General features: G+C 72.6%; 10 protein-coding genes. 7 read left to right on the forward strand and 3 right to left on the reverse strand.

Annotation, left to right across the window (positions count from 1 at the left end):
* The first annotated feature begins 15 nt into the window (after nt 1–15).
* On the forward strand, nt 16–912 hold the full coding sequence (locus ACFYWG_RS16760) for a LysR family transcriptional regulator (RefSeq protein WP_376329361.1): 897 nt from the start codon (nt 16–18) through the stop codon (nt 910–912).
* Between the two features lie 128 nt (nt 913–1,040).
* Here ACFYWG_RS16760 and ACFYWG_RS16765 read toward each other — a convergent pair whose 3' ends face one another.
* Nucleotides 1,041–1,370, reverse strand: a complete 330-nt coding sequence (locus ACFYWG_RS16765; RefSeq protein WP_184849078.1) for a WhiB family transcriptional regulator — start codon at nt 1,368–1,370, stop codon at nt 1,041–1,043.
* 380 nt (nt 1,371–1,750) lie between these two features.
* On the opposite strand from ACFYWG_RS16765, the gene ACFYWG_RS16770 reads away from it, so the two are divergent.
* From ACFYWG_RS16770 to ACFYWG_RS16785, 4 genes are all read left to right on the forward strand, one after another.
* Nucleotides 1,751–2,362 carry a response regulator transcription factor gene (locus ACFYWG_RS16770; protein WP_003948568.1) on the forward strand — a complete coding sequence of 204 codons (612 nt, stop codon included), beginning with the start codon at nt 1,751–1,753 and terminating at the stop codon, nt 2,360–2,362.
* A 634-nt stretch (nt 2,363–2,996) separates the two neighbouring features.
* Entirely contained in the window at nt 2,997–3,584 is a 588-nt protein-coding gene (locus ACFYWG_RS16775) for a sigma-70 family RNA polymerase sigma factor (RefSeq protein ID WP_376329365.1), read from the forward strand.
* 152 nt (nt 3,585–3,736) lie between these two features.
* A complete protein-coding gene (gene guaB / locus ACFYWG_RS16780; protein ID WP_389201941.1) occupies nt 3,737–5,239 on the forward strand; it encodes an IMP dehydrogenase in 1,503 nt (500 codons plus the stop codon).
* 107 nt (nt 5,240–5,346) lie between these two features.
* Nucleotides 5,347–6,471, forward strand: coding sequence for a GuaB3 family IMP dehydrogenase-related protein (locus tag ACFYWG_RS16785; protein ID WP_376329371.1), 1,125 nt, complete (start codon nt 5,347–5,349; stop codon nt 6,469–6,471).
* 543 nt (nt 6,472–7,014) lie between these two features.
* Here ACFYWG_RS16785 and ACFYWG_RS16790 read toward each other — a convergent pair.
* Entirely contained in the window at nt 7,015–8,223 is a 1,209-nt protein-coding gene (locus ACFYWG_RS16790) for a nucleotide sugar dehydrogenase (protein WP_389201943.1), read from the reverse strand.
* A gap of 279 nt (nt 8,224–8,502) precedes the next feature.
* Between ACFYWG_RS16790 and ACFYWG_RS16795 the strand changes: the two genes are divergently transcribed.
* Complete coding sequence (locus ACFYWG_RS16795) at nt 8,503–10,209, forward strand: glycerol-3-phosphate dehydrogenase/oxidase (protein WP_376329376.1); 1,707 nt, start codon at nt 8,503–8,505, stop codon at nt 10,207–10,209.
* A gap of 330 nt (nt 10,210–10,539) precedes the next feature.
* Here the strand turns inward: ACFYWG_RS16795 and ACFYWG_RS16800 are convergent, their stop codons facing one another.
* A complete protein-coding gene (locus ACFYWG_RS16800; RefSeq protein ID WP_389201945.1) occupies nt 10,540–11,583 on the reverse strand; it encodes a serine hydrolase domain-containing protein in 1,044 nt (347 codons plus the stop codon).
* 172 nt (nt 11,584–11,755) lie between these two features.
* Between ACFYWG_RS16800 and ACFYWG_RS16805 the strand changes: the two genes are divergently transcribed.
* Nucleotides 11,756–13,798, forward strand: a complete 2,043-nt coding sequence (locus tag ACFYWG_RS16805; RefSeq protein WP_389201947.1) for a protein kinase — start codon at nt 11,756–11,758, stop codon at nt 13,796–13,798.
* The last annotated feature ends 39 nt before the right edge of the window (nt 13,799–13,837 follow it).

Here is a 13,837-nt window from a genome sequence, read left to right on the forward strand (position 1 = left end):
CCTTATCCTGGAAGGGTGATCGAAGCCCGCCACCTGCGCGTCCTGCGCGCCGTCGCCGCCACCGGCTCCTTCTCCGCCGCCGGGCGCGAGCTGGGCTGCACGCAGCCCGCCGTCAGCCAGCAGATGAAGGCCCTGGAGACCTCCGTCGGCACCCCGCTGCTGATCCGCACCGGCCGGGAGATGCGCCTGACCCAGGCGGGCGAGGCCCTGGTGCGGCACGCGGCCGGCATCCTCTCGGGGCTGACGGCCGCGGAGGAGGAGGTCGCCGCCATCGCGGGGCTGCGCGCGGGCCGGGTCCGGCTCGTCTCCTTCCCCAGCGGCAGCTCCACGCTCGTCCCCACGGCCCTGGCCGCCCTGCGCGCGGCGCACCCCGGCACCCGTGTCTCCCTGGAGGAGGCCGAACCCCCGGCGTCCGTCGGCCTGCTGCGCGAGGGCGACTGCGACGTGGCCCTCGCCTTCCGCTACGAGGGCGCCGCGGGGGCGGAGGAGTGGGACGACCTCGTCGTACGGCCGCTGCTGTCGGACCGGCTCGTGGCGCTCGTGCCGGAAGGGCACCGGCTCGCGCGGGCGCAGTCCGTCGCCATCGGCGAACTCGCCGAGGAGCCCTGGATCGCCGGGTGCCCGCGCTGCCGCGGCCAGTTGACCGAGGTGTGCGCGGCGGCCGGCTTCACCCCGCGCATCGACTTCGCCACCGACGACTACCCGGCCGTGGTCGGCCTCGTCGGCGCCGGTCTCGGCGTGGCGGTCCTGCCCCAGCTGGCCGTCGAGTCGGTACGGCCCCGGGGGGTGCGGACCGTACGGCTGGAGCCGGCGGTGCGCCGGGAGATCGTCGCGCTGACCCTGCCGGACCTCGCCCAGGTCCCGGCGGTGGCGGCGACCCTCGACCAGCTGGCCCGGGCCGCCCGCCGCTGACACCGTCCGGCGTCTTTCCGCGTCCGCGTCCGGTGTCCGCACGCGTCGAGGCCCGCGCCCGCGGCGCGGACCCGCGCGGGTGAAAGGCAACGGCACGCATGCGCGTGCCGGGGAGCAGAAAGGTTCCTTCAGTTGTTCGAGACGGTGTGCCCGCCCGATGCCGACGCCGACACCAGCCGGTTGCGCGCCCGCCCCATGAGTTCTTCGCGCTCGTCCTCGGTCAGCCCGCCCCACACGCCGTACGGCTCACGCACCGCCAGGGCGTGAGCGGCGCACTCCGCGCGTACGGGGCACCTCATGCAGACCTCTTTGGCCGAGTTCTCGCGAGCACTCCGGGCCGCGCCGCGTTCGCCCTCCGGGTGGAAGAAGAGCGAGCTGTCCACCCCTCGGCAGGCAGCCAGCAGCTGCCAGTCCCACAGGTCCGCGTTCGGTCCGGGAAGGCGGGAGAAATCTGCCATTGCGTGACCCCTTGTAGCCGTTCTGGGCGGATCCGGTGTCTACGACCGTACAACTACGATCTAAGGAGATGAAAATATGACTCATTGCGAATCTAGCTCCAGACACTGGCAAAGCGGAAGAAATGGGTCTGAATGGGGCATAGGTTGTGATGAAAGTTCGCGGGTCTGCTGCGCATGTCTGCACCGTGTCCGCCCCCTCACGTAGAGTGCCGAAGATGGCAGCCGCCCCCGTAACTCTTTCGAGTGACCGTCGTTGAGAGTGCGAGGCGGTTGAAGGAACAAGGGCTCGGGCGAGTGTCCGAGACGGTCGACCGCACAGGTGACGATTTCGTACCAGCCTGGAGGCTCAAGGTGACGCGCATCAGCTGCGGAGGGCGGCCATGACTTCCGTTCTCGTCTGCGACGACTCCCCGCTTGCCCGAGAGGCGCTCCGCCGTGCGGTCGCGACCGTGCCCGGCGTAGAGCGCGTGACGACGGCGGCCAACGGCGAGGAAGTCCTCCGCCGCTGGGGGGCCGACCGCTCGGACCTGATTCTGATGGACGTACGCATGCCCGGACTGGGCGGCGTCGAGACGGTGCGGCGGCTGCTGTCCGCCGACCCCGGTGCGCGGATCATCATGCTCACCGTCGCCGAGGACCTGGACGGCGTGGCCCTCGCGGTCGCCGCCGGCGCCCGCGGCTATCTGCACAAGGACGCCTCCCGCGCCGAGTTGCGCGCGACGGTGACCCAGGCCCTGGCCGACCCGACCTGGCGGCTGGCCCCGCGCCGGCTGCGCTCGGCCGAGATGGGCGCCGCGCCCACGCTCACGGCCCGTGAGATCCAGGTCCTGGAGGGCATGAGCCACGGCCGCTCCAACGCGGAGATCGGGCGCGAGCTGTTCCTCTCCGAGGACACCGTCAAGACCCACGCCCGGCGCCTGTTCAAGAAGCTCGGTGCCTCGGACCGTGCCCACGCCGTGGCGCTCGGCTTCCGGTGGGGTCTGGTGCGCTAGGGCCTGCCGTTCGGATCAGGCCGCAGAGAACCGGCGTCATCGCGTCAGCACCGGTGACGGGTTCCCCGCGCCGGCCGCGCAGCGGGGGCACGCGGATGCCCCCGCACGGGCCGCACCCGCGCAGGCCCGACCCGCAGGGGCCGGCCGCGAACGGACCCGACCCGCTGGTGCCGGTCTCGTACGGACCCGACCCGCAGGGGCCGGACTCGCACAGGACGGTGCCGTGCAGGCCCGGCCCGCGCAGGCGGGAGCCGGCCGTCGACGCCGCTGCCGGACGGGGCCCGGTCGCCCGGTCCGACCCGGGCCGCGGCCCGGGCAGCCGGCAGCGGGCGACGCACGTCCCCCGGATGATCCGAACGGCAGGCCCCGCCGGTGACCGCACAGGTCGCCGCGGTCGCGCTGCGGGCAGGGAACACCAGGTCGGCACCGGTGGGCCGGACGTCGGCCGGGAGCCCGCTGCTTGTTTCGCCGCGGATGCCGCATCCTTGAGGGTGTGGAGTTCCTCGGGGACGAGTCGGTCGAGCGGAAGGGGAGGGCGCAAGGGATGAGTTCCGGCGCACCTGCTCATAACGCTTCGGTGCACAACAACGGGCGCGGTGCCGCGGACCCGGCCGCCGCAGGGCACCATGGACCGATGTGTGACGACGAGGCGGCCCATGCCCAAGGGGCGATCGGTGCGCTCGTCCACCGTGCCGTCGACGGCGACCAGCAGGCCACGCACGACCTGCTCGCCCACGTCCACCCGCTCGCCCTGCGCTACTGCCGCACCCGGCTGTCGCGGCTGCCGGGCGACGCGCGGCACTTCGTGGAGGACCTCGCCCAGGAGGTCTGCGTGGCGGTCCTCCTCGCCCTGCCCCGCTACCGGGACACCGGGCGCCCCTTCGAGGCCTTCGTCTTCGCCATCGCCGCCCACAAGGTCGCCGACTTGCAGCGCGCCGCGATGCGCCACCCCGGCTCGACGGCCGTGCCCTCCGACGAGATGCCCGAGCGCCCGGACGACTCCCTCGGTCCGGAGGAGCGCGCCCTGCTCAGCAGTGACGCGGAATGGGCCAAGAAGCTGCTGGCCAACCTGCCCGAGAACCAGCGCGAGCTGCTGCTGCTGCGCATCGCGGTGGGCCTCACGGCCGAGGAGACCGGCCAGATGTTGGGAATGTCACCCGGCGCCGTGCGGGTGGCGCAGCACCGGGCGCTGAGCCGGCTGCGCGCGCTGGCCGAGCAGTAGTCCCGCCGAACTGCCGCGAGATTGAACCGGCGGCGCACAGTCTCCGTACGAACATACGAAGCCCGGAGCAGGGTGGAACCGTGGAATGAGACAGCCCCGCTGCCCGTTAGCATGGACATCCGCACCGATCAAGGCCATTTGGGGAAGGTGTCATGACTGCCAACGTCGACGGAGTGCCCGGTAAATTCGCGACACTCGGGCTGACCTACGACGACGTGCTGCTGCTGCCGGGTGCATCGGAAGTGCTCCCCAACGCGGTCGACACCTCGTCCCGCATCTCGCGCAACGTCCGCGTGAACATCCCGCTGCTGTCCGCCGCCATGGACAAGGTCACCGAGTCGCGCATGGCGATCGCGATGGCCCGCCAGGGCGGCGTCGGCGTACTGCACCGCAACCTGTCCATCGAGGACCAGGTCAACCAGGTTGACCTGGTGAAGCGGTCCGAGTCCGGGATGGTCACCGACCCGATCACGGTGCACCCGGACGCCACGCTCGCCGAGGCCGACGCCCTGTGCGCCAAGTTCCGCATCAGCGGCGTCCCCGTCACCGACGGCAACGGCAAGCTGCTCGGCATCGTCACCAACCGCGACATGGCCTTCGAGTCCGACCGCTCCCGCCAGGTGCGCGAGGTCATGACGCCGATGCCCCTGGTGACCGGCAAGGTCGGCATCTCCGGCCCGGACGCCATGGAGCTGCTGCGCCGCCACAAGATCGAGAAGCTGCCGCTGGTCGACGACGCCGGTGTCCTCAAGGGCCTCATCACCGTCAAGGACTTCGTCAAGGCCGAGCAGTACCCGAACGCGGCCAAGGACGCCGAGGGCCGGCTGATCGTCGGCGCCGCCGTGGGCGCCAGCCCCGAGGCGCTGGAGCGCGCCCAGGCGCTGGCCGCCGCCGGTGTGGACTTCCTGGTCGTCGACACCTCGCACGGCCACAACAGCAACGCCCTCAGCTGGATGTCGAAGATCAAGTCGAGTGTCGGCGTCGACGTGATCGGCGGCAACGTGGCCACGCGCGACGGCGCCCAGGCCCTGATCGACGCCGGTGTCGACGGCATCAAGGTCGGCGTGGGCCCCGGCTCCATCTGCACCACCCGCGTGGTCGCCGGCATCGGCGTCCCGCAGGTCACCGCCATCTACGAGGCGTCCCTCGCCGCGCGCCCGGCCGGTGTGCCGCTGATCGGCGACGGCGGCCTGCAGTACTCGGGCGACATCGGCAAGGCGCTCGCCGCCGGCGCCGACACGGTCATGCTGGGCAGCCTCCTCGCCGGCTGCGAGGAGTCCCCCGGCGAGCTGCAGTTCATCAACGGCAAGCAGTTCAAGTCGTACCGGGGCATGGGCTCGCTCGGCGCGATGCAGTCCCGCGGCCAGGGCAGGTCGTACTCCAAGGACCGCTACTTCCAGGCCGAGGTCGCCTCCGACGACAAGCTCGTGCCCGAGGGCATCGAGGGCCAGGTGCCCTACCGCGGCCCGCTGGCCAACGTGCTGCACCAGCTCGTCGGCGGTCTGCGCCAGACCATGGGCTACGTGGGCGCCGCCACCATCGAGGAGATGGAGTCCAAGGGCCGCTTCGTCCGCATCACGTCGGCGGGTCTCAAGGAGAGCCACCCGCACGACATCCAGATGACCGTCGAGGCGCCGAACTACAGCCGCAAGTAGACGGCAGACGTCCGCGAGGGCGGCCCCGGAAGCATCCGGGGCCGCCCTCGTCGTGCCGGTCGGCGATACTGGAAGACGCTGCAACGCATCAGGGAAAGGCCACAGACGTGACTGAGATCGAGATCGGGCGCGGCAAGCGCGGCCGCCGGGCGTACGCCTTCGACGACATCGCCGTCGTCCCCAGCCGCCGTACCCGGGACCCGAAGGAGGTCTCGATCGCCTGGCAGATCGACGCCTACCGCTTCGAGCTGCCGTTCCTGGCCGCCCCCATGGACTCGGTCGTCTCCCCGGCCAGCGCCATCCGCATCGGCGAGCTGGGCGGCCTGGGCGTGCTGAACCTCGAGGGCCTGTGGACGCGCTACGAGGACCCACAGCCGCTGCTCGACGAGATCACCGGCCTCGACGCGGAGACCGCGACCCGGCGCCTGCAGGAGATCTACGCGGCCCCCATCAAGGAGGAGCTGATCGGGCAGCGCATCAAGGAGGTGCGCGACTCCGGCGTCGTCACCGCCGCCGCGCTCTCCCCGCAGCGCACCGCCCAGTTCTCCAAGGCGGTCGTGGACGCGGGCGTGGACATCTTCGTCATCCGCGGTACGACGGTCTCCGCCGAGCACGTCTCCGGCGCGCACGAGCCGCTGAACCTGAAGCAGTTCATCTACGAGCTGGACGTGCCGGTGATCGTCGGCGGCTGCGCCACGTACACGGCGGCCCTGCACCTGATGCGCACCGGCGCGGCCGGTGTGCTGGTCGGCTTCGGCGGCGGCGCCGCGCACACCACGCGCAACGTGCTCGGCATCCAGGTCCCCATGGCGACGGCGGTCGCCGACGTGGCCGCGGCCCGCCGCGACTACATGGACGAGTCGGGCGGCCGCTACGTGCACGTGATCGCCGACGGCGGTGTCGGCTGGTCCGGCGACCTGCCCAAGGCGATCGCCTGCGGCGCGGACTCGGTCATGATGGGCTCCCCGCTGGCCCGGGCCACCGACGCGCCGGGCAAGGGCCACCACTGGGGCATGGAGGCGGTGAACGAGGAGCTGCCGCGCGGCAAGAAGGTCGCCCTCGGCACGGTCGGCACGCTCGAGGAGATCCTCACGGGCCCGTCCCACACGCCCGACGGCTCGATGAACCTCTTCGGCGCCCTGCGCCGCGCGATGGCCACGACCGGCTACAGCGAGCTCAAGGAGTTCCAGCGCGTCGAGGTCACGGTGGCGGACTCGCAGCACCGCCGGTAACCCGCTCACGCACCGAAAGGGCCCGGCCACTCGGGGAGTGGCCGGGCCCTTTCGCATGTCCGGACGCCTCGGCCGGGGCGCTTGGCGTCGCAGGGGGGCGCACGGTTGCCTTCGGGCCGTTCGAGGCGGTGAGGGGCAGCGGCGGGCCGATAGTGTCCGTGATCGGCGCCCCGGTTCTTCTGGGTGCCCCCTTCCAAGGACACGGTCCGGACCCCGCCCTCGGGGCCCGGCCCGACACCGACGAGCCGTTCACCGGGCCACTGGGCGGCGTCGTGGAAGGGGGCGCCCATGGGACGTCACCGCATGCCCACCCGCTGGGACCGACTCCGTCTTCGGACGGTGCAGTGCCGGAGGAGGTGGATCTTGCGGATCTTCTAATGGTGAGCGGCCGTCCCCACAAGAACTAGGGGCGGACACTCCGTGATCCATCCAGGAGCCTGCCGCAGTGGCCGCTGCGGTGGGCTCCGTCTGTTTTCGTACGGTACCCGGGCCGGGTGCCGCAGGCCAGCAGTCTCCCGGCTGTCGCACCCCGCGCGCCCCCCTTCACAACCGGTGCGCCGCCCCCGTCGGGGTCGCCCCCCGCGTGTCCAGCAGGAGCTGGGCCTTCACCGACAGGCCCTGGAGGTCGTACGTCCGGTGCTGCTGGAGCAGGATGGTCAGGTCCGCGTCCGCTGCCGCCTCGTAGAGGGAGTCCGCGCGCGGCACCGGGTGGTCCTGGACGCTCCAGGCGGGCACGTAGGGGTCGTGGTAGCTGACCGCCGCGCCCAGTTCACGCAGGCGCTGGGCGATCTCCCGGGCCGGGGTGCCCTGGAGGTCGGCGAGGTCGGGCTTGTACGTGACGCCGAGGAGGAGCACACGGGCGCCCCGGGCCGACTTGCCGTGCTCGTTGAGGAGGGCGGCGGCGCGCTGGACGACGTAGCCGGGCATGCGGTCGTTGACCTGCCGGGCCAGTTCCACCATGCGCAGTCCGCGACCGCCGAGGGCGGTCAGGTCCTGGGGGACGGAGTGGCCGCCGACGCCCGGGCCGGGGCGGAAGGCCTGGAAGCCGAACGGCTTGGTCTCCGCGCAGCGGACGACGTCCCACAGGTCCACGCCCAGGTCGTGGCAGAGGACTGCCATCTCGTTGACGAGGGCGATGTTCACGTGCCGGTAGTTGGACTCCAGCAGGTGGACGGCCTCCGCCTCACGGGTGCCACGCGCGCGTACCACCTTGTCGGTCAGCCGTCCGTAGAAGGCGGCGGCCGATTCGGTGCAGGCCGGAGTGAGGCCGCCGATCACCCGGGGGGTGGTGGCGGGGGTGGCGTCCCGGTTGCCCGGGTCGACGCGGCTGGGGGAGTAGGCCAGGTGGAAGTCCCGTCCCGCGCGCAGTCCGGACCCCTCTTCGAGCAGCGGGCGCAGGACGTCCTCCGTCGTGCCGGGGTGCACCGGGGACTCCAGGATCACCGTGGTGTGCGGGCGCAGGTGCGCGGCCAGGGTGCGCGCGGCCGCCTCCAGCCGGCTGAGGTCGAACCCGCCGTCCGCCCCGGGCGGCGTCGGCACGCACAGGACCGCGGTGCGTACCCGGCCGAGCTCGGCGGGGTCGGTGATGGGCCGGAAGCCCCCCGAGAGCAGCCGGCGCAGCTCCGCGGGGCTGAGCGAGCCGGCGTCGGGGCCCGTCCGGTAGCCGATGGTGGGGATGCCGGCGGCGACGGCGGCCTGAGCCAGGGGCAGGCCGTACGGGCCGGGTCCGATCACGGCGAGATCTGCGGGCATGGCTATGGCCGTCCTTCCCGATAGCCGAAGTGGGACAGGTGCGCAAGCCCTGTGGACAGGACGGGCGAGCGCAATGTCAGACTAGGAGTAAATATGACCGTTATGCGGGATTGGTCGGCCGAGTTTCGGTGAGTGTTCCGCGGGCGTTGTCCACAGGCTGAGGACACGTGGTGGCTGAAGTCGGGCAAGCCCGTCAGAATTTGGGCATGGGGGTACGGACGGGGCCGTGCCCGACGGGTCGGATGCGGCCGGCGTGACCGATGAACGCGGGAGGCAGCGGTGAGGACAGCGACACTCGGACCGGCGCAGCGCGTCGAGTCCCTCGCATCTATGGCCGAGCGCGAGCTGGACGTGCTGGTCGTGGGCGCAGGCGTGGTCGGTGCGGGCACCGCCCTCGACGCGGTCACCAGAGGCCTGTCCACGGGGCTGGTGGAGGCCCGGGACTGGGCCTCCGGCACCTCCAGCCGGTCCAGCAAACTGATCCACGGCGGCCTGCGGTACCTGGAGATGCTCGACTTCGCACTGGTCAGGGAGGCGCTGAAGGAGCGCGGCCTGCTGCTGGAGCGGCTCGCCCCGCACCTGGTGAAGCCCGTGCCGTTCCTGTACCCGCTGCAGCACAAGGGCTGGGAGCGGCTCTACGCCGGCTCGGGCGTGGCGATGTACGACGCCATGTCGATGGCCCGCGGGCACGGGCGCGGCCTGCCGATGCACCGTCACCTGACGCGCTCTCACGCCCTGCGCGTGGCCCCCTGCTTGAAGAAGGACGCCCTGGTCGGGGCACTGCAGTACTACGACGCACAGATGGACGACGCCCGCTACGTGGCCACCTTGGTGCGCACGGCGGTGGCGTACGGCGCCAAGGCGGCCAACCGCGCCCGGGTGACGGGCTTCCTGCGCGAGGGCGAGCGGGTCGTCGGCGCCAGGGTGCAGGACGTCGAAGGGGGCGGCGAGTACGAGATCCGCGCCAAGCAGGTCGTCAACGCGACCGGCGTGTGGACGGACGACACCCAGGCGATGGTCGGCGAACGCGGGCAGTTCCACGTCCGCGCCTCCAAGGGCATCCACCTCGTCGTGCCGCGCGACCGCATCCACTCCACGACCGGGCTGATCCTGCGCACCGAGAAGTCCGTGCTCTTCGTCATCCCCTGGGGCCGGCACTGGATCGTCGGCACCACGGACACCGACTGGGACCTCGACAAGGCCCACCCGGCCGCCTCCAGCGCGGACATCGACTACCTGCTGGAGCACGTGAACTCGGTGCTCGCGGTGCCGCTCACCCGGGACGACGTCGAGGGCGTGTACGCGGGGCTGCGGCCGCTGCTCGCGGGCGAGTCGGACGCCACGAGCAAGCTGTCGCGCGAGCACACCGTGGCGCACCCGGTGCCGGGACTGGTCGTCGTGGCGGGCGGCAAGTACACCACCTACCGGGTCATGGCCAAGGACGCGGTGGACGCGGCGGTGCACGGGCTGGACATGCGGGTCGCCGAGTGCGTCACCGAGGAGGTGCCGCTGCTGGGCGCGGAGGGCTACCGGGCGCTGTGGAACGCGCGGGCGCGGATCGCGGCCCGCACCGGACTGCACGTGGTGCGCGTGGAGCACCTGCTCAACCGGTACGGGGCCCTGACCGAGGAACTGCTCGACCTGATCGCCGAGGACCCGTCCCTGGGTGAGCCGCTGCCGGCGGCGGACGACTACCTGCGCGCCGAGATCGTCTACGCGGCCTCGCACGAGGGCGCGCGGCACCTGGACGACGTGCTGACGCGGCGGACGCGCATCTCGATCGAGACCTTCGACCGGGGGACGCTCAGCGCCCGTGCCGCCGCCGAGCTGATGGCGCCCGTCCTCGGCTGGGACAAGGACCAGATCGAGCGCGAGGTGCAGCACTACGAGAAGCGGGTGGAGGCCGAGCGCGAGTCGCAGCGCCAGCCCGACGACCTCACGGCGGACGCGGCCCGCCTCGGCGCGCCGGACATCGTGCCGCTGTAGGGACGTCGGGGGCGGAGACAGCGCAGACGGCAGGGCGCACGGCGCACGGCGCACGGCGCAGGGCGCAGAGTGCAGGGCGCAGGGCGCGGATCGGTGGTCGCAGAGCGCGCCGAGTGTCGGGCGCCGGGCATCGGGTGTCGGGTGTCGGGCGTCGGGCGCCGAGTGTCGGGCATCAGGGGTCGGGGGCCGGGGGCCGGGGCCTCGGTGTCCGGCGCCTGCGCCGAGTGCCGTCACGGGCATCGCCCGGGTCCGGCTCGGGGGCGGCGGGTCTCCTTCACATCACCCGAACGAGTGTCGGGGGGTGGGATCTCCGTTCGGGGCCCGGTCGTTCTACCAGGTGCGGGGGCAGAACTCGGCCGCGAGCATCGCGGGTTCGAGGCCGGGATCGGTCAACGCGTCGGTGTTCACGCGGAAGGTGAGGACACGCCGGCCGTCGGCGGTGGCTGCGGTGCGCACGTAGCTTCCGGATATGTGCCCGTTGTGTCCCCACACCGTGAGGCCGCAGGGGAGCCTCTCGGGCACCAGGCCCATGCCGTACACGCCATGTGCGGCGCGGGTGTCGAGCATCTCGCGCAGCAGGCGCGGGGGCAGCAGCCGGCCGCCCAGCAGGGCCGCGTAGAAGCGGTTCAGGTCGGCGAGCGTGGTCACGATCTCGCCCGCGGCTCCGGCCGCCCGCGGGTCGAGTTCGGTGACGTCGCTTCCGTCGGCCGCGTAGGCCCGGCCGTGCGGGGCGGGCAGGTAGGAGCGGGATCCCGGGAAGGAGGTGCCCGTCAGGCGCAGCGGGGTGAGGATGCGGCGCTCGGTCTCGGCGGCGTAGGACCGGCCGGTGACCTGCTCGACGACCAGGCCGAGCAGGACGTAGTTGGTGTTCGAGTAGGAGAAGCGGCCGCGTTCGGCCGGAGGGTGGGTGAGGGCGATGCGTACGGCCTGACGAGGCGTGAGGGGGATCGTTCCGCCGGTGTCCGCGGTGAAGTCGTACAGGCCGCTGGTGTGGGTGAGCAGGGAGCGCAGGGTCAGCGCGCGGCCGTCGTTGCCCTCTCCCCGCACCAGTCCGGGCAGGTGCTGCTCCACCGGGTCGGACAGCGACAGGCGGTGCTCGGCGGCCAGTTGCAGGACGACCGTGGCCACGAACGTCTTGGTGACACTGCCGGCGCGGAAGTGGTCGGAGCGGTCTATTCCGGTCCCGGCCCGGGCATAGCGGGTGGCATCGCCCTCCTGGGCGAGCAGGGCGGCGGCCGGTGCTCCGCCCCGGGTCACCAGCAGCGGCAGCACCGAGTCCGTGCGCGGGGCCGGAAGGGCTGAGGAGTCGGCCGGGAGCAGCGCGAACAGCGCGGCGGCCACCGGCAGGGCCGGCCAGGTCCGGAACGGCGGCATACGGGCTCCTCACTGCTCGGGGGCCCATCATGCAAGGCGGCGTGCGCGGTGCCGCACGCGGGTGCACGCCGGGCGGGCACCCGAGAAGGAAGCACTGGGCCCCTGGGCACGGGGCACTTGTCGGGTGAGGGACAATGGAGGCTCTGTCAGGGCGGGTTGTATGAGGGGACGCATGTCGGAGGCGGAGCGGGCGGGCACATCTCGTCAGGACACTCGTCAGGACAACAGGGAGCGTCTCCTCGCGGGGCGCTACCGGCTGGGCAACGTGCTCGGCCGCGGCGGCATGGGCACCGTGTGGCGGGCCGAGGACGAAACCCTCGGCCGGACGGTCGCCGTCAAGGAACTGCGCTTCCCGTCGAGCATCGACGAGGAGGAGAAGCGGCGGCTGATCACCCGGACCTTGCGCGAGGCCAAGGCGATCGCAAGGATCCGCAACAACAGCGCCGTGACGGTCTACGACGTCGTCCAGGAGGACGACCGGCCCTGGATCGTGATGGAGCTGGTCGAGGGCAAGTCGCTCGCCGAGGTCATCCGGGAGGACGGCCTGCTGGAGCCGAAGCGGGCCGCCGAGGTGGGGCTCGCGGTCCTCGACGTGCTGCGCTCGGCGCACCGCGAGGGCATCCTGCACCGCGACGTGAAGCCGTCGAACGTGCTGATCTCCGAGGACGGCCGGGTCGTCCTCACCGACTTCGGTATCGCGCAGGTCGAGGGCGACCCGTCCATCACCTCGACCGGCATGCTCGTCGGCGCGCCCTCCTACATCTCCCCGGAGCGCGCCCGCGGGCACAAGCCCGGCCCGGCGGCCGACCTGTGGTCGCTCGGCGGACTGCTGTACGCGGCGGTCGAGGGCAACCCGCCGTACGACAAGGGGTCCGCCATAGCGACCCTCACGGCCGTGATGACCGAGCCGCTGGAGGAGCCGAAGAACGCCGGCCCGCTGAAGGACGTCATCCACGGGCTGCTCACCAAGGACCCGGCCCAGCGGCTCGACGACGCGGGCGCGCGGGCGATGCTCAACTCGGTCCTGCGGGCGCCCGACACGTCCGAGCCCGAGCCGATGGACGCGACGAAGGTCGTTCCGCTGCCCGCCCAGCCCGAGCGCTCCTCGCGCAAGGGGAGTGCGGCCGCAGCGGGCAGCAAGCGGGGCGAGGAGGCCGGGGAGCGGCTGCGAGGGGCGCTGCGTTCCGTGCGCAAGGCCGCGGCGGGACCGGCCGCCGCCGTCACCGCCACGTCCGGGGAGGCGGCCGCCTCCTCGGCGTCGGACAGCGGTTCCGGTTCGGCCCGGGCCGGGGGCGCGGCGTCCGGCCCGTCCCTGGAGAAGTCCGGTGCGGGGGCCGACGCGGGAGGCGGCGAGCAGGGCACGAAGCCGGCGTCCGGCGGCCGGAGTTCGGGCTGGCCCGTGATGCCGCCGCCGGACCTGCCGGCACGGCCCGCGCCGCCCAGGGCGCCGCTCACCGACGTGGTGCCGCGGCGCACCCTGGTGATCATCGCCGCGGTCGTGGCGCTGGCGGTGGTCGCGGCCGTGGTCGCCATCATCGTCGGCGGTGACGACAAGGGCTCCGACGGGGCGTCCGGCGACCGCGGGGGCAAGCCCGCCGCGAGCGCGCCGGGCAGTGCCGACACCAAGGGGGACGACAAGGGCGGCACCGGCACGGACGGTGAGCAGACCGGGCCCGCCTCCTCGAAGCCGGGGTCCGGCGGCACGGACGACGACAAGACGGACGGCAAGGCCGACGACTCGTCGGGCAGCGGCTCCGGCTCGGGCGGCTCCGGCAAGGGCGGCACGGCGGTCGCCGAGCACCAGGGGAACCAGGGGTACTCCATCGGCCTGCCGAAGGGCTGGAAGTACACCACGACGGGTGCCGCCGGGGACCGGTTCACCGGCCCCGGGGGGCAGAAGCTGCTCATCGCCTGGACGTCCACGCCCAAGGGCGACCCGGTGGCGGACTGGCGCAACCAGGAGCGCTACATGCAGCGCGCCCAGTACGACAAGATCCGCATAGAGAAGGTGGACTACCGCGGCTGGAACGCGGCCGACTGGGAGTTCACCTACTCGGAGAGCGGTACGACGTACCGGACGATCGACCGCGGCTTCGTCGTCGACGACCGGCAGGGGTACGCGCTGATGTACACGGCCAAGGCGGCCGACTGGGACGGCAAGCTGCGCAAGGACACCTGGCGGACGCTGACCACGAGCTTCGAACCCAAGTCCTGAGCATGAGCCGCCCCGGGAATGGGGAGGCAGATCTGGCAT

Source organism: Streptomyces sp. NPDC003456 (assembly GCF_042878735.1).
GTDB lineage: Bacteria > Actinomycetota > Actinomycetes > Streptomycetales > Streptomycetaceae > Streptomyces.